The sequence below is a fragment of the Acinetobacter sp. 778_lipA genome (assembly GCF_058242985.1).
Window position 1 is genome coordinate 723,843 of the sequence record NZ_JBZAYT010000001.1, and the last position, 22,631, is coordinate 746,473.

Genomic DNA, 22,631 nt, shown 5'->3' on the forward strand with positions numbered 1-22,631 from the left:
AAAACCCAGCGCAAGCTGGGTTTTTTTATGAAAGGTTATTAGAGTCTTTAGAATTAAATACTTCAACTTCAGACATATCAAACAGGAACTACATTTAAATATAATTATCCAGTGCTGATATACAGGAGTGATTTAAAGTAAATCATAAAAGCAATGCGTATTTACAAAGCATATGGTTGTTTGACATAAATAAAATTAAATGATGTTTAAACGTGATTAAAGATCAAATAAAATAGTGTAATTTTAGAAAAGTTAATTTGTTCATATGAAATTATGCTGACTGACTTAATTGTTTATATGGATGTTTTTAATATTTTTTTGTAGGAAATAGTATAGAACATTGAGATATAGACATTGATAAAATGGGATATATAAACTAAAAAACGCCCAATGAAGTTCATTAGGCGTTTATAGATCAGCAATATTTCAAGACTACATTGCTCGTTGGTTGAAGTGCTTAAGCAAACTTCGCTAATACTTCTAAGAAACCTTCTTTTTGACGCGGGTACTCTGCAATCACATCATGAATACGTAGACCTTCTGGATTAGTTGCGTTGATATTTCGACCAGCAGCAACAAACTTAGTCAATAAGCGTTCATAGTCAAAAGGACGCATATGTTTAAAGGCATGATAAAGTACATGAAAATCAGTATTAGTACCTTCAGGAGGAAGTTGATCTAAGTAGGCAAAAACACGCTCGTCTGACCATTCTTCATTGAACGTTGCTGGCTGTGAAAGTGCCATAACAGCATCTCCTCAAATAAAATAATTCTAAATTAAATGATTAATTTACAACATTATATCAACCTTATTTATCTTTCATTTTATAAGGATAAATACAATCTTTAGCTGAAAAAAATCTAAAACAAAAAGGGCAAAATATATTGCACGAGAAAAAGTAACCCTTTTTAACTCTGCCCTATATTTTGCCCTGAATCAATCCGCTTGACTAATCAATAATGAAATTATCGTTCTTCAGGTAAATTGATATTCATTTCCAACATTTCAATGTTGGCTTCAGAACGAACTTGCATTTGAATATGCTGTTCATCCACGCCACGGACATAACGATTAACCACTTGCATGATTTCTTTTTTCATTTGGTCAATCTTGTCTTGGCTTAAACGTTTGCCCAAACCGTTTTCAGAAGCAACAATAACTTTTAAGCGATCTTTAGCAGTTTGGGCGCTAGATGGTTTGTCATCATTGCTAAAAAGTTTACTCCAAAATCCTGCCATTTCTACGCTCCAAATAACCGTGCTAACCAACCCTTAGGTTTCACTGTAATATGTCGATAAGGACGTTCCTCACCCAAGAAACGCGCAACTAAATCATCATATGCTTGCCCAGCAGATGCTTCTTGGTAAAGAATGACAGGTTTACCTTCATTCGATGCCTGAAGTACGCTAGGGCATTCTGGAATGACGCCTAAAGTTGGTACACGTAAGATATCTTTTGAGATATCATCAATGGTCAACATTTCTTGTTTATCGGCACGTTCAGGGTTAAAACGCGTAATACATAAATGTTTACGAATACGCCCTTCGTTGTTTTCTACTTTTTTCGTCTTACTGTCGAGCATACCAATAATACGGTCTGAATCTCGAACAGAAGAGATTTCTGGGTTTGTTACAATAATCGCTTCATCTGCATGATACATGGCTAAAATTGCACCACGCTCAATCCCTGCAGGTGAGTCACAGATAATATAATCGAATTCTTGTGCAAGCTCATCGATTACACGAGCAACACCATCATCGCTCAGTGCATCTTTATCACGGGTTTGCGATGCAGGTAAAATATATAAATTTTCAATATCTTTATCGCGAATTAGCGCTTGCTGTAAGCGCGCTTCGTTATTGATGACATTTACAAAATCATATACGACACGGCGTTCACAGCCCATGATCAAATCTAAATTACGCAAACCCACATCGAAATCAATCACAACAGTTTTATGACCTCGTAGGGCTAATCCTGTTGCAAAAGATGCACTCGTCGTAGTTTTACCTACGCCACCTTTGCCTGATGTAACGACAACAATTTTGGCCACCGAATCCACTCCTGTTATGGTCATTTTACCCGATTAAACGAGTTTTATATGGTGTTTAATTTATACCTTAAAATTGCAAAGCTTCAAACACTAGCTCTTGCTGGTCATTCAAGTAAATATGTACAGCTTTTTTAATTACATCTTGAGGAATGTCATCTGCTACACAATATGTTCCCGCAATAGAAACCAATTCGGCTTCTAGTGAATGACAAAAAATTCTTGCACTGGTGTTACCACCTGCGCCTGCAATGACTCTACCACGAACACTGCCATAGATATGTATATTTCCTGAAGCAATCACTTCTGAACCACTGTTAATACCAGCATTCAGTATGATGTCTCCATGATCTTGAACCAAACATTGCCCAGTTCTTAAAATTTCATCATGATATGAAGTGACATGACTCAATGTTTTAGACGCATCTACGCTTACATTTGGTGTCGCTACAGCGGGTGCTTTTACTGGAGTTTCAACCACTTGTTCTTTCGTCGGTTTAATCCGTTGCAATGGACGATCGGCAGGCAAGACTGGGAATTGAATTGCACGTGCTTGGTCACCCAATAAACCATCAATCACAGCCATAGGCTGTAAATCTAGGCTGATAATGAGTTGAATCAGGGCAATAAGCTCTTGTTCAACTGTGGTATCAATAATGACCAAAGCCCCTTGATAAGAGGTCTCACTCATCATTGAAGTTAATTCCTGGCGGATGGCATCATGATCATTAGTATCGAAGGTTAATCGGGTAAAATTAACCATTCTGCCTGTAATCCGTATATCAGCCATAATTATTCCTTAAAAGGCATGTGACCTAAATTTTTCTATCTAAGCGTCAAAAATTGTGAAATAGGGCAAATGCTAGAACATATTGAATGATTTCTCTAGCAAAGATACAAATATTTTCAATGAATTGCTTATTCTTTGAATCACTCATCTTTTACTTGATCATTTTTTTCTAATTCAAGCTGCCATTGTTTTACTTTCACTTGTTTCCTTAACGATTCTAAACTTTCATAGACTATAGATTCAACTAGTTCTTCAAGTTTTTGATTTTCAATATTTAATTGGCTTAATTTGGTTGAAATTAATTGATAGGTCGCGTTTGGATTTTGTAGATTGCCTTGAGTAAACGGTTGCACCAATCCTTGCGTAATATTCTCACCTAGCTGTTGCCCAATATTTTGAATCTGATTTTCAATCATACTGCCTGCAATTGGGATCATGCGCAATAACTGGGTCAATTGCGGGGTGTCCTCAATCGCTTGACGTACAATCTGTCCGACATTATGGGTAATCACATGACTTTGTGCTTTTAGTTCAGTGGCCAAAGATTCTTGTAAGACTTCAGCTAAAGTTTGTGCAAAACGATCTCTATGGTGATCAATTAAATCATGAATGATTTTTTTATGGCTTGAGCTGGTGTCTAATTCTTGTTTAATTCCATCAATGACGGTAATCACAACACGATCTGATAATTCTTCCATCAGTACTCGATAATAAAACAGCACACGTTTTAGAATGTTATCGGGAATAACCTTATAACCTAACTCATGAAAATGATAAGCAATAATACCGACGCGAATTAAACGTAAAAAACGTAAATAAGGAATAATCGCTAAAATCTCATACCAGTGAATAAATGGAAAGAAGAACCAACGCGCATGGTGTTTGTTGATAATAGCGATGAGCCAGCGAATGCCTAATTCAACAATCAAAAAGGTAATAAACCAGCTTTCAGTTTTAATCACCCACGGATGCAGATCTGTTTTGTAATACTGTAAAACTTGCGGTAGATGAATTTCATTGAAAAGCCAGTCACCAAAATTACTCATTAAAAAAGCATTGGCACATAAACAGAATAGGTTGAAGACGATGATAAACATCATAAAGATGTCATAACCAAAAGCGATCCACCATCCTCGTGACATATCGTTTTTCGTTTCTGTACTGTTTTCGAGTGGTGGAACTTGCTCTGTCATATCCATCCTATTCTGTAGTTTTTTCTTCAATTGAAAGTTAGTGATTATATTTTTGTTTTATGGTGCTAATCAGTTGATCTTTTTCACTCCATAAATCATCAACCCAGTTTTGAAAGCGTTCGCGATATTCTGCATCATCTTCATAATTGCCGCCCAGTACCCATTCAGGAATCTCAATTTTACGCATATTAACTGCAATTCGAGGTACTTCACCTAACCAAAACTCACCATAACCGGGTGCACCATCTGGATACACAATGGTCATATCCACCAAAGCGTCAATCTTATCACCTAAGATATTTAAGGCGAGAGCAAGTCCACCGGCCTTAGGTTTAAGTAAATTGGTAAAAGGGGATTGCTGTTGAGCATGTTTTTTTGGGGTAAAACGTGTTCCTTCAAGGTAGTTGAGCAATGTAAAAGGCTGGCTTAATAACTGTTCACAGGCTTTACGTGCTTCTTCCATATCACGTGTTTTGAGATCAGGGTTCTTTGCGATCTGCTCTTTTGTATGGCGTTTCATCATCGGAAAGCCAAGAATTTTAAATGCTTGCCCGACAAATGGTATAAAGATCAGTTCCCATTTGGTGAAAAAGCGGGTGAGAGGCATGCGTGTTAGACCAAAATATTGGTTTACGGTAGTATCGACCCAACTTTGATGGTTACAGGTCATTAAATAACGACCTTGCATATTTAAATCCAAGTTGTCATCAACAGTAATGTCCCATTGTGTTTCGGGAAGAACATGATCAATCAACCAATTATTTACACTTAACCAACTATTGGTGATATTGATATTGGTTTCATCCACCTTTTTTGACTTTTTAAATAATTTGGTCAAGCCTAAAGCTAAAACAGGTGGGCCGTGAAAAAAAGTACTGCCAGTAATCACTGAGCCAACGGTTAAACCTTTCGTAATTTTTTTTAAAATAGGTTGCTTCTGCTGTTGAGATGACATAGAACAGTCCTAATGATTTATTGTGAGTGCCAGTTCAAGCGACTAGATATTTTTTACTGCTACGTTGCGAAATAATGTTTATCATTATTTAGAATGAATAAATTTCGTATTTCTTGCCTCGTATCACCTAGAAATATACATAATCGCAAACATAGACGAATTGTCCACAGCCCTTAAATATAATCGTTACAATGCAATTTAAAAAGACACATTTAATGACTATGTACAAATTATGATGATCACTTTTGTAAATTTCATTGTAAATATTACAAAATGTAAAAAAATACGTGATTGTTAACAAAACGCCTATAGTGGTGCTTTGTTTTTTATACCAAAATTAAGCTAACAAAAAACACAACTTGGAGGCATGCAATGCGTGCACTATTAATTACAACACTTACAGCAGGGGCTTTAGTACTTTCTGGCTGTCAATCAACTGGTAATAACATTGGTGGTATGGAGTACGACAAATCTGCTATTGGCGGTTTGATCGGTGCAGCAGCGGGCTATGGTTTGTCTCGTGGTAATGCAAACTCATCTGCACAAAACAATCGTGCAGCAGCAATAGGTGCGCTTTTAGGTGCTGGTACTGGTCTTTATTTAGACAATAAAGAGAAGAAATTACGTCAGCAAATGCAGGGTACTGGTGTAGAAGTTAACCGTAATCCAGATGGTTCTGTAGCTTTAGTTATGCCAGGTAGCATTACATTTGATACTAACAAGTCATCAATTAAACCGAACTTCTACGGTACGTTGAATAAAGTTGCACAAACTTTAATGGAAGACAACAAGAGTGTAATTCTTGTGACTGGTTATACGGATAATACAGGGAATGACTCAATTAACATTCCATTATCTCAAAACCGCGCATACTCAGTTGCTAACTACCTTAAAGGTAAAGGCGTACAAAGCCGTATTGATACCCAAGGTTATGGTTCGCAAAATCCAATCGCAGATAACTCAACTGCTGCGGGTCGTGAACAGAACCGTCGTGTAGAAATTAGTATTTATGCGACAAACTAAGAAATCGTAATAAAAGTAGCGAATTTTTTAGCTAAAAGTGTTGAAGAGGAATCATAGTTCGCTATGATTCCTTTTTTTATTTTCCAAATTTTTGCTTAAATTTTATTAATCTTTTTAAGTATGAGATTAAGGTTTTTATCATTAATACGAGCGTTGATTCGAGGATAGTCTCTCTTCTTGCTGCAGTGTGTTAACCGTTATTATGGCTTTGGGTGATAGCTTTTGGTTATGCTTTCGCCATTTGATCACAGGTTAACTGAATAACAACAGCTCAGAGCAAAATAGAGTATTGAAACAAGACGGTTTGAAACTAAAGCATAATTTAACTGAAATTATTTTTATCTGGTTTTTATATTTGAAAAATTCAAATTAAGCATTTTGCAACTCTACTTTAGATGACTATAATCGAGCTCGAAGTTTTTAGAGGATGAACAATGTCGAAAGCAAGTCAACTAAATGACAAGCAACTTGAAGCCATGAAATATACTCAAGGACCCTTGTTAGTACTTGCAGGGGCGGGTTCAGGTAAAACCTCAGTAATTACAAGAAAAATTGCGTATTTGGTTCAACAGTGTGGGATTCCTGCACATCGAATTACTGCAATGACCTTTACCAATAAAGCTGCACGTGAAATGAAAGAACGTGTCGGTAAGTTGTTGGGTAAAGAAGAAGGGAAAGGGCTTTCGGTTTCAACCTTTCATACCTTTGGTTTAAATTTATTACGAATTGAGCTGAAAAATACCCCACTGAAAAATAATTTCTCAATCCTTGATGCCGATGACTGTAAGCGTATTCTTATGGATTTGATGCATCGTGATAATTTATCGGGCGCTGAAAGCAAAGAATTGATTGCTAAAGCCATGAAAAAGATTTCAGATTGGAAAAATGATTTGATTGTGCCTGAACAAGCACATACGACTTGTGAAACACCAGAAGATGTGCAGTTTGCCCACTTGTATCAATTATATGAGCGAAATTTACGTGCTTATAATGCCGTAGATTTTGATGATCTGATCGTGATGCCAACACGCCTCTTACAAGACAATGCAGAAGTTCGTGATCGTTGGCAAAACCGAGTTCGCTATCTACTTGTGGATGAGTATCAAGACACCAATACCGCGCAATATATTTTGGTGAAATTATTGGTCGGTGTGATGGGGCAGTTCACCGCTGTTGGTGATGATGACCAATCCATTTATGCATGGCGTGGTGCAAAGCCTGAAAATATGGCATTGCTCAAAGAAGATTTCCGCAATTTAAAAGTAATTAAGCTGGAGCAAAACTACCGCTCTACCAGTCGTATTTTAAAAGCCGCGAACCATGTCATTGAAAATAACCCACACATTTTTGATAAAAAGTTGTGGAGTGATAAAGGCCATGGTGAAGTCATTCGAATCATCACCTGTCGTAATGATGATGATGAATCTGAACGCGTAGTAAAAGACCTGCTCACGCATAAATTGATGAATGGCAAAAACTGGAAAGATTATGCGGTGTTGTATCGCGGAAATTTCCAAGCACGTGTATTGGAAACTCAGCTACGTCAAATGCAGATTCCATACAAGCTCTCTGGTGGTCAATCTTTCTTTGGTCGTGCAGAAATTAAAGATGTGATGAGCTACTTGCGTATCATCATTAACCCTGAAGATGACAGTGCTTTCCTACGTATTATCAATACGCCTAAACGTGCAATTGGCCCAGTAACACTTGAAAAGTTAGGTCTTTTTGCCCAAGAAAATCATTTATCACTGTTGGCTGCGGCAAGTGATCAACGCTTAACTATGGTGATGCCAAAAAAGGCCACCACACAATTGGCTGAGTTTGCTGGCTTTATCAATGATTTCACTCGTGAATTGTTAGATGACGATGAACCTGTTCCTAAAATTCGTCAAATGATGAATGATGCAGGCTATATCGATTATTTACGTGAAACTGCGGCAACGCCTGCACAAGAAAAAACCAAGATTGATAATGTGGAGATGCTCTATACCAGTATTCAAAGCTTAATCAACCGTGCTGAAGATGTAGATGAAAAGAACATTGAAAGTGTGATTCGTAAAATGGTGTTGTTGGATATGCTTGAGCAACAACAGGAAGATGAAGACACCGATAAGGTCAATCTGCTGACATTACATGCATCTAAAGGTCTGGAATTTCCATTTGTTTATATTATGGGCTTAGAAGAAGAGCTTCTGCCACATAAGAACTCCATTGCTGCGGAAACGATCGAAGAAGAACGCCGTTTAATGTACGTGGGGATTACTCGTGCACAACAAGGTTTGACCTTGACTTTGGCTGAGCAGCGTAAAAATGGTGGACAAATGAAGCAAATGACGCCAAGTCGCTTCTTAGATGAATTGCCACAAGATGAGCTTGATTGGCTAGGGCGTAAGAAAAAAATAGCTGAACATGTCGATCCAAAGCAACAAGCACAGCAATATTTACAAAACTTAAAAGCGTTATTAAAACGTTAATTTTTAAACCAGTTCTTTTTTTTCTTTCGATTTGATTTTGAACAGATCGAAAAAAATAAAAAAACTTTTAACAGCTTTATTTAACCAAGGATTTCAATATGAAAGTTCAAGTAAAAGTACTTGATCAACGTTTAGGTCAAGAATGGCCAATGCCAACATATGCAACATCAGGTTCAGCAGGTTTGGACTTACGTGCATGTGTAGAAGAAGCGATTCAGATTGAACCTGGTCAAACTGTTTTAGTTAAAACAGGCATGGCCATTTATATTGAAGATACTAATTTTGCTGGTCTAGTTTTACCACGTTCGGGCTTGGGCCATAAGCATGGGATCGTATTGGGCAATTTGGTTGGGTTAATTGATTCAGATTATCAAGGTGAATTAATGGTTTCTGTATGGAATCGTGGTCAAACCAGCTTTACTTTAGAGCCTGGTGAGCGTTTAGCGCAATATGTATTAGTGCCTGTAGTTCAAGCGCAATTTGATATTGTAAATGAATTTGAAGCGACTGAACGTGGTGCTGGTGGTTTTGGTCATACTGGGAAAAACTAGATTTTTCTATAATTTTTTAAGCCTGATTTATCAGGCTTTTTTAATATTATATTGATTTGTAACAAAAAGTATGTATAAAGCCTTGTATGAAATTGAATATATTATCAAGAGTTTTTAGTATATTGCATTTGACCTGATATAAATATTTTCATATAAATGAATTGACTGCTAATCATTAGAGAGATGAAGCTAACAAAATAAAGGGTTGAGCAAATAGAAGTTTTGCTTATGAAAAAGATGAATGATTTTCCTTTTCAACTTTTCCGCGCCTATGATATCCGTGGAAAAGTTGAAATGATGCCCCCAGAATTGATTCAGGCAGTGGCATATGCTTTAGTTAATCAACTGATTGAAAAGGGTCAATCAAAAATAACCTTGGGTTATGATGCACGATTAAGTAGTCCTGCGTATGCTCAAATTATCAAACAGGTATTTCAAAATAACCACATTGAAGTTACTGAAATAGGCTGCTGTGCGACCCCACAATTGTACTTTGCCGCAAGAAATACGCAGGGCAATGGCATTATGGTGACAGCAAGTCATAATCCAAAAACTGACAATGGTATTAAATGGATTATGCAGTTTGAGCCACCTTCTCCTGAAATGATTCAAAACATTGGAATTCAAGCAAAAAATTATCTGCAAAATAAGCAGTCAGCATGGATTGATACAGGAGCTATTGTTGAAAGGGCAACTCATCAAATAAAGTCTGAATTTTGTTTATCCTATCAGTCCGCGTTATTAACAGATATTCAATTAACCCGACCACTCAAAGTCGTGATTGATGGTTTAAACGGTTCCGCAGGCTTTTGTGCCAATCTTGTTTTAAAAAAATTGGGCTGTGAGGTGATTGCATTACGTTGTAATGCTGATGGAAACTTCCCTGATCATGCACCAGATCCTTCACAAGCTTCACATTTAGAATTACTACGACAAAATGTACTCAATCATCAGGCAGACATTGGTATTGCTTTAGATGGTGATGGTGATCGTGTGGTTTTGTTGGATGAAAATGCACATATTATTTCAGCGGATCGACTTTTAGCACTGTTCGCGCAAATCTGTTTGAAAGATCATCCACAGCATGAAATCGTGTTTGATGTGAAATGTTCATCTATGGTGCGTCAAGTGGTTGAGCGTTTAGGCGGTCAAGCCAAGATGATTCGAACTGGCAGCAGTTTTTTACGCAAATACATGTCGCAATCTAAAGGCCAAGCTGTCTTTGGTGGTGAGTACGCAGGTCATTATGTCTTTAATGATGGGCGAGGATTTGGCTATGATGATGGGTTATATGCTGCTTTACGTGTGATGGAGTACTTATGTTATTTTCCTCAAGCCACATTGTCTGAAATCTTAGCGTGTTATCCCGATCGTTTCTATACCGAAGATACCTATATCAGTACCCATTGTACTGATCCGAAAATTGTTTTGAATGAGATTGAATATCTCAGTCAACAGTTTGGTGCTGAACTGAGTAAAATTGATGGCATACGCCTTGATTTTGAACACGGGTTTGGCATTATTCGAGCATCAAATACGGGTGAATATTTTACAGTACGGTTTGATGCTGATGACCCAATTTGTTTAAATGAAATTCGTCAGACATTTGCGTCTATGCTTCGTGACCGTTATCCTATGATCGCCAAAGATATTCTACAGGCACACTGATTTCTTAATTTATCCATATTCATCAGTCTAATTCCTACAGCTCACTAAGGAGAGGCGAATGCCACATCAGCATACTGGCATCGACAAAGCGCAAATATTGACAGAGGCTTTGCCATATATTCAACGATTTACAGGTAAAACACTCGTTGTAAAATATGGTGGCAATGCAATGACTGATCCTGCTTTGGAAAGTTCATTTGCTCGTGATATCGTTTTACTCAAGACTGTAGGTTTAAATCCGATTGTCGTACATGGGGGTGGTCCACAAGTAGATTCATTACTTAAACAGTTAGGTCGTGAGTCTGATCGAATTGATGGAATGCGGGTGACGGATCCAGCAACCATGGAAGTAGTCGAGATGGTTTTAGGCGGCAGTGTCAATAAATCCATCGTTAACTTGATTAATCAACACGGTGGACGTGCTATTGGTTTAACAGGGAAAGACGGTAATTTATTACGTGCTCAAAAGCTCTTGATGGAAAAAACGCTTGCAGATGGTACAGTCACACAAATTGACTTAGGTCTTGTGGGAGAAGTGATCGGGGTTAAAACTGATGTCTTGGAAATGTTTACCCAGAGTGATTTTATTCCAGTGATAGCGCCTTTAGGTGTAGATGAAGATGGTCAAACTTATAATATCAATGCTGATTTAGTTGCTGGTAAAGTGGCAGAAGCTTTAGGGGCGGAAAAATTGATTCTATTGACCAATATCTCGGGTGTTTTAGATGAAAATAAAAACCTCCTTACTGGTTTGAGTACTCAAGAAGTGGATCGTCTTATTGAAACCGGAGTGATTTACGGGGGGATGATCCCCAAAGTGGGGTGTGCGTTAGATGCGGTTAAAGGTGGGGTTGTTAGTGCACATATTGTGGATGGGCGTGTACCCCATGCAACGCTCTTAGAAATCTTTACAGATCATGGTGTAGGAACATTAATTACCAACCGTGGCAAGCCTCATAAATAATTTTTAATTTATACGTTAATTTCTTTGAAAGCCAATGTGAAAGCATTGGCTTTTTATTTTACCGACACTGTTTCAAATTAACTACTCATTGCGTGTTTTTAAACGGTCATTTTTTCGTCATATAAGTGTCATCGGGATTGCCTAGTGTAAGTAAAAGCTCAAGGAGTCGAAAATATGTTCGCAAAATTAAATCAGTATCGTCAGAACTTCCAGAACTTAAATTTACCTTTACCAAAATCTAAAAAAGCACAATCACAATATAAATTTGAATGGGTCGAAGACCTGAAACAACTCAAAGAAGTACAAAAATTTCGTGCAGTACAGTTCGCAGATCAATTTGGCATTACATTTGAAAATGGGTTAGATCAAGACTTATATGATCTTGATTGTGAACATGCAGTATTACGTGATAAATGGAGCAATGAAATTGTTGCTTATACACGCTTGAAGTTAATTCAAGGGCATGAGCTTGCACGTAGTTATAGTGCACAAGAGTTTGATCTTTCTCAGCTTTCACATTTATCTAATATTGTAGAAATTGGTCGTACTTGTGTGCATCCGCGCTATCGTAATGGGCGTGCCTTGTCGATGTTATGGTTAAATCTAGTTCCGACAGTGCTGTGGAAAATGAAAGCAAAACATTTAATAGGGTGTGTCAGTATTCGTCTAGAAGACAATAAGGCCCGTGCTTATTATACGCATCAGCATTTGAAGAAAATGACTAGCAAACAGTCGATTGATATAAAGGCAAATTCTGCTTTTGAACCGTGTCATCCAGAGTACAGCTTTCCACAAGATGAACGAATTCCGAAGTTATTTGATGTCTATTTGAAAATGAATGCTCGTTTATCTAAACAGGCTTATCATGATGAGGCATTTAATTGTTTAGATTATTTTGTCTTTTTAGATGTCAATGAAATTGCCAAAAACTTTGTTTTAAAGAAAATGGTTAATCGCTGAGTGTCCGAAAAAATAAGGATACTTTGACTTAGATATCCTAAAATTATCCCAAGCATTTTGTTGTTCTGTGTGAAGTCATTAGTCTAATATGCATCTGTTTGCAGTTATTTTCAGTTATTGAGATTTGCAAGCAGGTGCGTAGTCATGCACAATATTCTTATAAATAAAATGCTGTATGAATACACTATGTGCCAATTGCTTGGAATGAACTGCGCTGCTCCCACTGATATTACCTTTTCGTTTCGTGGGTTTTCTCAACGCGCAGGAATAACCTCTGATCATTCTGATGGGTTTGGTATTGCTTTTTTTGAAGATAAAGCATGCCGTTTATTTGTTGATAATCAATCTGCTGTCTTGTCACCAATTGCTGAACTGGTGCGTAACTATCCGATCAAATCTCGTAATGTTATTGCGCATATTCGCAAAGCAACCCAAGGTAAAATCACCTTAGAAAACTCTCATCCATTTATTCGTGAGCTATGGGGGAGACAGTGGATTTTTGCACATAATGGTGATTTACATAACTTTCATCCGCATTTATCGGGGCGTTTTACCCCTGTAGGCAGTACAGATAGTGAGTTGGCATTTTGTTATTTGCTTGAACAATTAGTTTTAAGATTTGGTTATTTTGAACCGAGTTTAAATGATGTTTTTGCCTTGCTTGAAGAAATCTCACCTAAAATTGCAGAATATGGCACTTTTAATTTTTGCCTCTCCAATGGACAAGCATTGTTTAGTTATGCGACAACTAAGCTGCATTGGATTGTACGTGAGTATCCATTTACATATGCACGCTTAGTCGATATTGATGTTGATATTGATTTTAGTCAATTTACAACAAAAGAAGATCGTGTTGCCGTGATTACCACAGAGCCGTTGACTCAAAATGAAGTTTGGACCGCATATCAGCCTGGTGAGATGATTTTATTTAAAGATGGTCAAGCGATAAAAGCAGCAACAACCCATGTCGAAAGACTTGCTCGTGAGGCCGCTGATCCAAGTTTGGTTAGAGTCACCAAGGCAGATCAATATTAGTTTGATCTGAATGAATTCATGTGAAAATTGGGGGAGGCGTAATTCGTTAACTCCATATTTTTTAGAATCTAAGTCATTGTAAAAATAAATTTAATTTATAGTCAACCTGTCAAAAACTCAGACACAAGAATATAATTTCTCTTAAATAATACTTTTAATTAAATCGACTGTATGAGTAAATAAAATTGTTTGATTATAAAAAGCTTACACTGCCACATCTTACATTCAAAGTTTAAATACCTTTGCTTAGGTGATGCCTCGCTTTTCGTAGGGATTATCAAACCTTGCACTACAAACAAAGCAGTGCTTTGTTATTGCTTATGTTAGGCGAGGGGTACGTCCTGTACCTCGCCCAATGGCGACATCCATGTTGCCATACGGTAGGATCACGATCTAAGATTCAAAAAAAATGAATTGATAACCAACATTTTCTAAATGTTCATACAATACATAAGCTTCATTTATGATCAATGGCTTGATGCAAAACACTTGTATGAATAATGAGGTGGTTGACTATATGGGATTGTCATCTTTGATAATTAACTAAGTATTTTGATGTTGTTACAATAAACAGAGGACGATTAAATAATAATATTTAATTATATTCTTTATATAATTTTTGATGTAATGATACCGTTATAATTATTTAAATATCATATTAAATAGTCTTAATAAAATTTATATTTCAACTCTTTTAAAGTGAGTCATGAAATAAGAGGAATAATAATAGTATCTATAAAATATTTTTACTTGAATAAAGAAAGTATTTAAAAATACAACAAAATCACAAAAGAATATTTATTCTGATTTTGACAAAATTATCTTAGTTTTTTAACGAGAAATCGTATAAAAATAAAATTTGAAGTGATTGTAAGAAAAATCGATTACACAATTATAATCATTTATTCATGCTTAATAATAAATATAGACAATCAATAAAATCATTTAAATTTAATAATTGGTTAAAAAATATCTTACTCTTTTAGTGCGGATTAAAATATTATCCAAGTATAAACAATAACTTAATTTATTTCATAGTTTTTTTAATGAATCCCGACTAATACAGTTTATTTTTATTTAGAGAGATAGCCGTTAATATGGTTGCTTAAGGTCAAGACATTATTTTAGGGTGATCGTATGAAGATGAGATGGATTCCAGAATATAATACGGGTATCGATGTGATCGACGATCAACATAAAAGGATTTTGGATTACATCAATGAAATTGATGAAATCGGTATGGCAACGGATCGTGCTCGTATCAAGCAAATTCTTGATAATATTATTGACTATACGCAATCACATTTTACCTTTGAAGAAAGCTTACAAGAAGAGGCTGGTTATAAATATCGTGTTCCTCATAAGCGTGTACATGACCTGTTTATTAAACGTATAGAAAGTTATCGTACCAGTTTTGAAGAAGGGCATTCTATAGAAAAAGAATTACATGAGGTGTTGTCTAAATGGTTAATTAATCATATTCAACACGATGATGCAGATTATGTGGGGGCTGTAAAATTAAATATGATGGGGATCATTAAAGAAAACGAAAAGAAAAAAGGAAAAAATTGGTTTGCAAGATTTTTTTCGTAATTTACAGACATTTTATGATTGTGAAATTATGGAAATCACCAGCTCTCTAACTAAAAAAATTCAGAGGGGATAAAAAGAAATAACAAAGATTATAACAATATCTAGCGCAGCAAATCATCGAGGGGTGATTTGCTTTTTTCTTTTAAACTTTGATTTTCAGCATCGACAAAGGCAAAATAGTAGAACTTTTTACGAAACACCTCATGCAGGATTATTCTATGTCACGATGGTTATCGCCGCTCATGGCATTTTGTTTATCATTTATAATTATCGCAGGCTTAGCACCAAGTCTGGATATTCAAATTGATCGACAAATTGATTTTTGGATATTGTGGTTAGTGTCAATGCTCGTGTTGGCATTGCCGATTACTTATTTAGAAGTTGCATTAGCAAAGCGTTCTAAAACAACTGCACTCAATGCCTTGTCTAGCTTAACTCGTGATGCTGATGCATCACAATCGTGGCGTATTGTTGGCTGGCTGGCTGTTATTTTTATTCCGTTCTTAGCGGGTGGGATTTTATCGAATATCAGTCAAAGTACTGTGCAAATGGTGAATTTACCGAAACAAAGTCATCTATTGTTTGCTGGTGCCGCTGTCATGGCTTTTGCTTTGTCATTTGCACCTCGTCAAATTTTAGTGGGTTTGATCACGGTAGGCGTGCTGCTTTCTTTAATTCTTGCACAAGTCTTTGGTACCCATTTACAGACTTGGCATGTTACCCCTTTAGAATTTAAAGAGTGGGGCAATGCTACGATTTTAGCCCTTGTGGCCACAGGGCTCGGTTTAGGTTTGTATTGGCAAACCAGCTTGTTAAATGTCCAACAGAATAATGAGGCGTCTAAAACAGCTTTACCTATTTGGATTGCGCAACTGGTTGCTGTGATTGCCTTTAGTTTTTTTGCAGCTTCAGCACAAATCCCTGCGTATACTTTATTATTTACTGCAGTCATTTCAGCCGCGCTATTATTACAACTAGGCAAAGAACAGTTAGCTCAACGCCAAGTCGCAATACTTATTCAATTTGTAGTGTTATTGGTGGCATTATTCATTTGGGCAATTCCAAATATGGTCGTGGTGTTTAATCCATTACTGATGATTTGGGGCTTGGTCATTTGCTTGATTTATTCAATCTTTGTGGGTTGGATTATGAAAATCAGCCATCTACGTAAAGCGATCAATTTTAGTTCTGAAGCGTTTTATAATATTTGGCGTATTGCGGTACGAATTATTTTACCTTTGAGCATTGTGTTGGCATTGGTATCCTATATTGGACAGTTAATTTAAGGGTCAAGGTGAATCTCGTGGCAAAAATTTGGGTGGCATATGCTGCCGAAAAGCAACAATTTCACATTGAGTTACAATTTTCTCAAGGCATGACGATTGCTGATGCAATTGCGCAAAGTGGATTGGTGCAACAAGTAGAACTGCCTGAAAATTTTAGTTTTGGTATCTTTGGAGTGAAAATAAAACAACAATCACATGTATTACAAGCAGGTGATCGTGTTGAAATTTATAGACCTTTAACGATTAATCCAAAAGATATTCGTCGCAATCGCGCAAAAGCAAATCCTGTCGGACGTTACTGCCGTGGAAATCGCTATCAACAATTGTTATTTAAATAAGGCGTTATTTACAATAATCGCTTTAAACAATTGAATGCATATGAAAAACCCCTCACTGAGGGGTTTCTTTTTATCGCAAAGTGTCTATAGTGGGGGCGCATTCAATATTGCTTCTTTAGAAGCAGGTAAACCAGGTTGAGACTCAGGAATGGTTTCTAAACCTTCAATTTTGTTTACGACACCTGATTGATCAAAATAAACCTTTAAATGTTGGCCATGTGCTGCGGGAATCTTCGCTTTTTTCGCGTAAGTTCCTGGGATATAGTTGTAAATGTAATCCCATCGTCCTGGATTCAATGGATCTGAGACTGTTGGGCTACCCAACAAGAATTGTACTTGTTGGTAGGTCATACCGACTTGAATTTTTGAAGCTTGAGCTTGGGTTAACGGTGTTCCTTGAGGAATATCGACTTTGTATACTCCAAATACAGAACAACCACCAAGTAAAGAAGCGACGAATAACGTCAGCATGATTTTTTGCATTTTGCTACACTATCCCAAATTAATTATGATGCAATTGATCCAAGGATAGATCATACTGCATCTCAACTCTGTTGCATATTCCAACTTAAAATTTGTTGAGAGACCTTTTTATATGCCTATTTCAAATCAAGATTTACGCAAAGCTGGACTTAAAGTTACCCTACCACGAATCAAGATTTTGGAATTATTAGAAAATTCAAGACAACACCACTTGAGCGCGGAAGACATTTATAAAACATTACTCGAACAAGGTGAAGATGTCGGTCTAGCGACCGTATATCGTGTGTTAACACAATTTGAAGCTGCTGGAATCATTCAGCGCCATCATTTCGAAAACAATCATTCTGTTTTTGAAATAATGCAAGAAGATCATCATGATCATTTGGTTTGTCAAAATTGTAATAAAGTCGTTGAATTTACTAATGAAACCATTGAACAAGAGCAACATTCAGTAGCTGAGAAACACGGCTTTCAGTTGACTGGACATTCTTTGAATCTTTACGGTTATTGTGATGAACCTGGATGTCAGGAAGCTTATCGTAAGCGCTAGAATCACATAAATACAACAAATGAAGGGGGGCTTATTTAAGCCCCCCTTTTTTTATACGCTCTTTTTTTGATTTGGGACTATTGTCCATCAAAGGTGAGTTTACTATTTGCATTAAGTAGTTGTGCACCACCTTCTTCATCCAATTTGATTTGTAGACGTAAATCATTTGGAGAGTCAGCATGTTTAAGTGCATCTTTATAGGTAATTTGTCCTGCTTTATAAAGGTCAAATAAAGCTTGGTCAAAAGTTTGCATACCCAATTCACGAGAGCGTTTCATCAAATCCTTAATCTCATGCACATCACCTTTACGGATTAAGTCTGAAACCAATGGTGAGTTGATTAGAATTTCAATTGCAGCACGACGTGAATTACCATCAGGTGTTGGGATTAATTGCTGTGCTACCATCGCTTTTAAATTGAGCGATAGATCCATAAACAACTGGCTATGACGATCAGACTCAAAGAAGTGAATAATCCGATCAATTGCTTGGTTTGCGTTGTTGGCATGCAGTGTGGCAAATACTAAGTGTCCCGTTTCAGCAAAGGCTATGGCATAGTCCATGGTTTCACGAGAACGAATTTCACCAATCAAGATCACATCTGGCGCTTGACGCAAAGTATTTTTTAGCGCAATTTCAAAAGAATCTGTATCGATTCCCACTTCACGTTGCGTAATAATGCATCCTGCATGTTCATGCACAAATTCAATCGGGTCTTCAATGGTGATGATATGACCTTTAGAGTTTTGATTACGATAACCAATGATAGACGCAAGCGAAGTTGATTTACCTGTCCCTGTTGCTCCGACAAAGATGATAATTCCACGTTTGGTCATTGCCAGATCTTTGAGGATAGGTGGTAATTTAAGCTCATCCATAGTTGGAATTTGAGTTTCAATACGACGCAAAACCATACCTGGCATATCACGCTGCTGAAAGGCACTCACACGGAAACGAGCAGTTTTATCGCGATTGGTAATGGCAAAGTTACATTCACGCGTCTCAGCAAATTCTTTACGCTGCTTTTCACTCATAATTGAGTTAAGCAGTTGCATAATAATTTCGCCGTTTAACTTGGTTTTTACTACAGGAACAATTTGACCATTAATTTTCATTGATGGTTCAACATCGGCAGTAATAAATAAGTCTGATGCTTTTTGCTCAATCATCATATTGAGCAAGTCATTAAAATCCATCTTTTTTAAACCTCAATAATCCATTTTATAAAAATGATTCTGGTTGTTTTGCTACATTTCTTGCAACTTGAGGACTAATAATACCTTTGGCAACCAGTGTTTTTAAACTTTGATCTAAGGTAGTCATACCATAGTTTGCACCCGTTTGAATTGCTGAATACATCTGTGCAACTTTGTTTTCACGGATTAAGTTACGAATTGCAGGAATACCAATCATAATTTCATGTGCGGCAACCCGTCCTCCACCATTCTTTTTAAGCAGTGTTTGCGAAATGACGGCTTGTAATGATTCTGACAACATGGCGCGTACCATATCTTTTTCTTCAGCAGGGAATACGTCAATGACACGGTCAATGGTTTTTGCCGCAGATGTGGTATGTAGCGTGCCGAAAACCAAGTGACCTGTTTCTGCAGCAGTTAATGCAAGGCGAATGGTTTCAAGGTCTCGCATCTCACCGACCAAGATAATGTCAGGGTCTTCACGTAACGCAGAACGCAGTGCTTCATTAAAGCCATGTGTATCACGATGCACTTCACGCTGGTTGATGAGGCACTTCTTAGATTGGTGTACAAATTCGATTGGGTCTTCGACTGTTAAAATATGGTCATAGCGACTGTCATTGATAAAGTCAATCATAGAGGCCAATGTGGTTGACTTCCCCGAACCTGTTGGGCCTGTTACAAGAATCAAACCACGTGGTAATTCACAAAGATCTTTGAAGATTTGTCCTAAACCTAAATCTTCCATGGTCAGAACTTTGGACGGAATGGTACGGAATACAGCACCAGCACCGCGATTTTGATTGAATGCGTTTACACGAAAACGGGCAATACTTGGAACTTCAAATGAGAAGTCTGTTTCTAATTGTTCTTCAAAATCACGACGTTGTTTATCATTCATGATGTCATAAACCAGTCTGTGAACTTCTTTATGTTCCAATGCTGGTAAATTGATACGACGGACTTCCCCATCGACACGAATCATCGGTGGCATACCGGCTGAAAGGTGTAAGTCAGATGCACCATTTTTGACGGAAAACGCCAATAATTCTGTAATATCCATAATGTCCCCGAATAAAAATCTATTTGCCTAGGGTGTAGATTATTCATCATGCTTGTGCTTAAGCGTGTTTTCTGGGTTACTAGGCGCGAAGTACGAAATTTAGTTATTCTAAATGATGAGATACATCGTTTCGCAAGCTAACACGTAGCAGTCAAAAACATCAAAGTCCCACAGAGTTGTAGTTAAAATTATTTCAAACTGTGTTGTGAAATTTGAAAATAGGCTTACTATTCTCTTCATTTCATTCCTTGTTTGCTCAATTTTAGCCTACAACGCAAGCTATTTATAAACGATCTACACACCCTCATTATTTTGTAGAATAATAAGGCCTTTCACTCAGCATAACCAACAATTTCATTGCTTGGAAGCTGAAATTTTTATGAAATGAGAACCTTGTCAATGAATGATCTAAATCAAGCTCGAAATCATATACTCACGCAAATTCAGCAGGCCTGTTTGACAGCAAATCGAGATGTGAGTCAGGTACAGTTGTTGGCAGTTTCCAAGACACATCCAAGTATGCTCTTAAAAGAAATGTATGCTACGGGGCAGCGGGCTTTTGGCGAGAATTATTTACAAGAAGCGCTCGAAAAAATTGAAGATTTAAAAGATTTAGAGATTGAATGGCATTTTATTGGTCATGTGCAGCGCAATAAAACCAAGCATCTTGCAGAAAAGTTTGCATGGGTGCATGGTGTTGATCGTTTTATCATTGCAGAGCGTCTCTCAAATCAACGAGAAGTTACTCAAAAGCCATTAAATATTTGCTTACAAGTGAATATTGATGCACAAGACAGTAAAGACGGTTGTCAGCCTGATGAAGTTGCAGATCTGGTAAAACAAATTAGTCAATTAAAGAATTTAAAGTTGCGTGGTTTAATGGTGATTCCTGCACCTGATCATCCGCAAGCATTTAGTGATACAAAGCAATTATTTGATCAGGTTAAAGTTCATCATGCGCATGCTGAAGATTGGGATACGTTAAGCATGGGGATGTCTGGAGATATGGTGGAAGCCATTGCCGCAGGGTCAACCATGGTACGTATCGGGACAGCTTTGTTTGGTGCACGAGATTATTCAAATAAACATTAATCATGGTATGACGTATTTTGAAAGATTATTGCGCTTACCCTAATTTATAGCATTTCATAAAAGCTAATTTATAGGATTATAGGGTTGGTATAGCCGCACCTTACCTTGAAAATTTAAATAAATTTATGTAGGCGATGCCTCTCTTTTCAGGGATGGATGCCAAATCTTGCGCTGCAAACAAAGCCCTGCTTTGTTTTTGCTCATGTTGGGTAGGGTACGCTCCACTCAACAGCTGCATCCATGTCGCCACACGATAGATCGCCCATGTATGACTCAACAAGACAAAAAAGCAGCTAAATTTGTATGAAGCTTACTATAATGAGTGGTTTAAGTTTATTTTAATTTTGATTTAATGCTGTAAACGTATAAGGCATCGATAATTCTAATCCGTAGAGATTGTTGATGACTATTTTTCATGTACTTATTCTTGCCATCATACAAGGGTTTGCAGAACTGCTGCCTGTATCCAGTTCAGCGCACGTGATTGTGGCTGAAAAATTGATGGGTTTTGACCCATCAGCGCCCGATATGACGTTTTTATTGGTGATGCTACATACAGGAACCATGTTTGCGGTCATTGTGTATTTTTGGAAGTCTTGGCGCACAACCTATTTTTCGTCATGGGATCGTTTTAAAAAACAAGCATGGTTTGTGATTGTTGCAACATGCATCACGGGCGTACTTGGATTAGCGTTGCAATCGATGATCAAACATGTATTTTTTGCTGGGGCAAACCACTTTGAAATTGAGCAATTGTTTAGCAACTCAAAATTAATGGCTGCTGCTTTAGCTTCTGCTGGTGTATTGATTATTTTATCTTCTCGATTAGATCGTGGACAGGTTGGTGATGTGACGATGAAAAGTGCGGCATGGATTGGCGCTGTTCAGGCTTTATGTTTGCCGTTTCGTGGTTTTTCACGTTCAGGTGCAACAATTTCAACAGGATTATTTTTAGGTGTCGCTCGCCAAAAAGCGGAAGAGTTTAGTTTTGCCTTGGCAGTGGTGTTAACCCCAGCGGTGATTGTAAAAGAACTTTATCGATTGCTACATGCCGAAAATTTTCAAAATATCCATTTAGCTCAACTGCTTTTACCCAGTATGTTTGGGATGCTGTTTAGCTTTATTGCAGGTCTTGTTGCTTTAAAATGGCTATCGAGTTGGCTTGAACATGGTCGTTGGCATTTCTTTGGTATTTATTGTCTGATTTTCTCTGGTGTCGTTTTACTCATTGGTTAAATCTAGGCTTTCAAACACTGACTTTTCAATATGTCACTTTAAATCTAAGCGTTCAATCCCATGTAAAATATTGAACGCTATGGGTCATTTTTCCTATTAATATTAGACTTCTTTGCTTAAGTCGAGTACA

22 protein-coding genes are annotated in these 22,631 nt (G+C 37.2%); 13 read left to right on the forward strand and 9 right to left on the reverse strand.

The features are described 5' to 3' along the window. Positions 1 to 457 precede the first annotated feature (457 nt). The 6 genes from AC4CUY_RS03385 to yihG form a co-directional block, all read right to left on the reverse strand. Positions 458 to 745 carry a PA4642 family protein gene (locus AC4CUY_RS03385; protein ID WP_336952916.1) on the reverse strand — a complete coding sequence of 96 codons (288 nt, stop codon included), beginning with the start codon at positions 743 to 745 and terminating at the stop codon, positions 458 to 460. 221 nt (positions 746 to 966) lie between these two features. After that, entirely contained in the window at positions 967 to 1,239 is a 273-nt protein-coding gene (gene minE, locus AC4CUY_RS03390; RefSeq protein WP_004722763.1) for a cell division topological specificity factor MinE, read from the reverse strand. Between the two features lie 2 nt (positions 1,240 to 1,241). Next, complete coding sequence (gene minD, locus AC4CUY_RS03395) at positions 1,242 to 2,054, reverse strand: septum site-determining protein MinD (RefSeq protein ID WP_336952914.1); 813 nt, start codon at positions 2,052 to 2,054, stop codon at positions 1,242 to 1,244. 67 nt (positions 2,055 to 2,121) lie between these two features. Further along, positions 2,122 to 2,841, reverse strand: coding sequence for a septum site-determining protein MinC (gene minC / locus AC4CUY_RS03400; RefSeq protein WP_490773666.1), 720 nt, complete (start codon positions 2,839 to 2,841; stop codon positions 2,122 to 2,124). Positions 2,842 to 2,981: 140 nt separating this feature from the next. Next, entirely contained in the window at positions 2,982 to 4,034 is a 1,053-nt protein-coding gene (locus AC4CUY_RS03405; RefSeq protein ID WP_419327566.1) for a preprotein translocase subunit SecA, read from the reverse strand. 37 nt (positions 4,035 to 4,071) lie between these two features. Next, positions 4,072 to 4,989, reverse strand: a complete 918-nt coding sequence (gene yihG / locus AC4CUY_RS03410) for a 1-acylglycerol-3-phosphate O-acyltransferase, YihG family (RefSeq protein WP_336952910.1) — start codon at positions 4,987 to 4,989, stop codon at positions 4,072 to 4,074. 372 nt (positions 4,990 to 5,361) lie between these two features. Here yihG and AC4CUY_RS03415 point away from each other — a divergent pair, with 372 nt between their 5' ends. The 10 genes from AC4CUY_RS03415 to AC4CUY_RS03460 all read left to right on the forward strand — a co-directional run bounded on the left by AC4CUY_RS03415 (position 5,362) and on the right by AC4CUY_RS03460 (position 16,881). Beyond that, positions 5,362 to 6,012: a YiaD family glycine zipper/OmpA-like lipoprotein gene (locus AC4CUY_RS03415; protein ID WP_336952908.1), complete on the forward strand. Its 651-nt coding sequence runs from the start codon at positions 5,362 to 5,364 to the stop codon at positions 6,010 to 6,012. A gap of 434 nt (positions 6,013 to 6,446) precedes the next feature. After that, a complete protein-coding gene (locus AC4CUY_RS03420; protein ID WP_336952905.1) occupies positions 6,447 to 8,486 on the forward strand; it encodes a UvrD-helicase domain-containing protein in 2,040 nt (679 codons plus the stop codon). 98 nt (positions 8,487 to 8,584) lie between these two features. Further along, entirely contained in the window at positions 8,585 to 9,037 is a 453-nt protein-coding gene (gene dut, locus AC4CUY_RS03425; protein WP_336952904.1) for a dUTP diphosphatase, read from the forward strand. 228 nt (positions 9,038 to 9,265) lie between these two features. After that, entirely contained in the window at positions 9,266 to 10,705 is a 1,440-nt protein-coding gene (locus tag AC4CUY_RS03430) for a phosphomannomutase/phosphoglucomutase (protein ID WP_336952903.1), read from the forward strand. Between the two features lie 58 nt (positions 10,706 to 10,763). Beyond that, a complete protein-coding gene (argB, locus tag AC4CUY_RS03435; RefSeq protein WP_336952902.1) occupies positions 10,764 to 11,669 on the forward strand; it encodes an acetylglutamate kinase in 906 nt (301 codons plus the stop codon). A gap of 174 nt (positions 11,670 to 11,843) precedes the next feature. Beyond that, a complete protein-coding gene (locus AC4CUY_RS03440) occupies positions 11,844 to 12,629 on the forward strand; it encodes a GNAT family N-acetyltransferase (RefSeq protein WP_419327568.1) in 786 nt (261 codons plus the stop codon). A gap of 186 nt (positions 12,630 to 12,815) precedes the next feature. Then, the gene (locus AC4CUY_RS03445) at positions 12,816 to 13,664 is read left to right on the forward strand and encodes a class II glutamine amidotransferase (protein WP_336952988.1); all 849 of its coding nucleotides are present in this window, start codon (positions 12,816 to 12,818) and stop codon (positions 13,662 to 13,664) included. 1,137 nt (positions 13,665 to 14,801) lie between these two features. Further along, positions 14,802 to 15,257, forward strand: coding sequence for a bacteriohemerythrin (locus AC4CUY_RS03450; protein ID WP_004819397.1), 456 nt, complete (start codon positions 14,802 to 14,804; stop codon positions 15,255 to 15,257). 218 nt (positions 15,258 to 15,475) lie between these two features. After that, positions 15,476 to 16,543, forward strand: a complete 1,068-nt coding sequence (locus tag AC4CUY_RS03455) for a hypothetical protein (RefSeq protein WP_490773667.1) — start codon at positions 15,476 to 15,478, stop codon at positions 16,541 to 16,543. Between the two features lie 8 nt (positions 16,544 to 16,551). Beyond that, positions 16,552 to 16,881 carry an RnfH family protein gene (locus AC4CUY_RS03460; RefSeq protein WP_336952898.1) on the forward strand — a complete coding sequence of 110 codons (330 nt, stop codon included), beginning with the start codon at positions 16,552 to 16,554 and terminating at the stop codon, positions 16,879 to 16,881. Positions 16,882 to 16,965: 84 nt separating this feature from the next. Here the strand turns inward: AC4CUY_RS03460 and AC4CUY_RS03465 are convergent, their stop codons facing one another. Further along, positions 16,966 to 17,364 (reverse strand): outer membrane protein assembly factor BamE, encoded by a 399-nt coding sequence (locus AC4CUY_RS03465; RefSeq protein ID WP_004722739.1) that lies wholly within the window; start codon positions 17,362 to 17,364, stop codon positions 16,966 to 16,968. 112 nt (positions 17,365 to 17,476) lie between these two features. Between AC4CUY_RS03465 and fur the strand changes: the two genes are divergently transcribed. Further along, positions 17,477 to 17,914 carry a ferric iron uptake transcriptional regulator gene (fur, locus tag AC4CUY_RS03470; RefSeq protein WP_336952896.1) on the forward strand — a complete coding sequence of 146 codons (438 nt, stop codon included), beginning with the start codon at positions 17,477 to 17,479 and terminating at the stop codon, positions 17,912 to 17,914. 77 nt (positions 17,915 to 17,991) lie between these two features. Here fur and AC4CUY_RS03475 read toward each other — a convergent pair whose 3' ends face one another. Both AC4CUY_RS03475 and AC4CUY_RS03480 read right to left on the reverse strand, forming a co-directional pair. After that, positions 17,992 to 19,110, reverse strand: coding sequence for a PilT/PilU family type 4a pilus ATPase (locus tag AC4CUY_RS03475; protein WP_336952895.1), 1,119 nt, complete (start codon positions 19,108 to 19,110; stop codon positions 17,992 to 17,994). A gap of 25 nt (positions 19,111 to 19,135) precedes the next feature. Beyond that, positions 19,136 to 20,173 carry a type IV pilus twitching motility protein PilT gene (locus AC4CUY_RS03480; protein WP_336952893.1) on the reverse strand — a complete coding sequence of 346 codons (1,038 nt, stop codon included), beginning with the start codon at positions 20,171 to 20,173 and terminating at the stop codon, positions 19,136 to 19,138. A gap of 399 nt (positions 20,174 to 20,572) precedes the next feature. Here AC4CUY_RS03480 and AC4CUY_RS03485 point away from each other — a divergent pair, with 399 nt between their 5' ends. Together AC4CUY_RS03485 and AC4CUY_RS03490 are read left to right on the forward strand one after the other, a co-directional pair. Next, entirely contained in the window at positions 20,573 to 21,265 is a 693-nt protein-coding gene (locus AC4CUY_RS03485) for a YggS family pyridoxal phosphate-dependent enzyme (RefSeq protein WP_336952892.1), read from the forward strand. A gap of 402 nt (positions 21,266 to 21,667) precedes the next feature. Next, positions 21,668 to 22,501, forward strand: coding sequence for an undecaprenyl-diphosphate phosphatase (locus AC4CUY_RS03490; protein ID WP_419327569.1), 834 nt, complete (start codon positions 21,668 to 21,670; stop codon positions 22,499 to 22,501). Positions 22,502 to 22,631 lie beyond the last annotated feature (130 nt).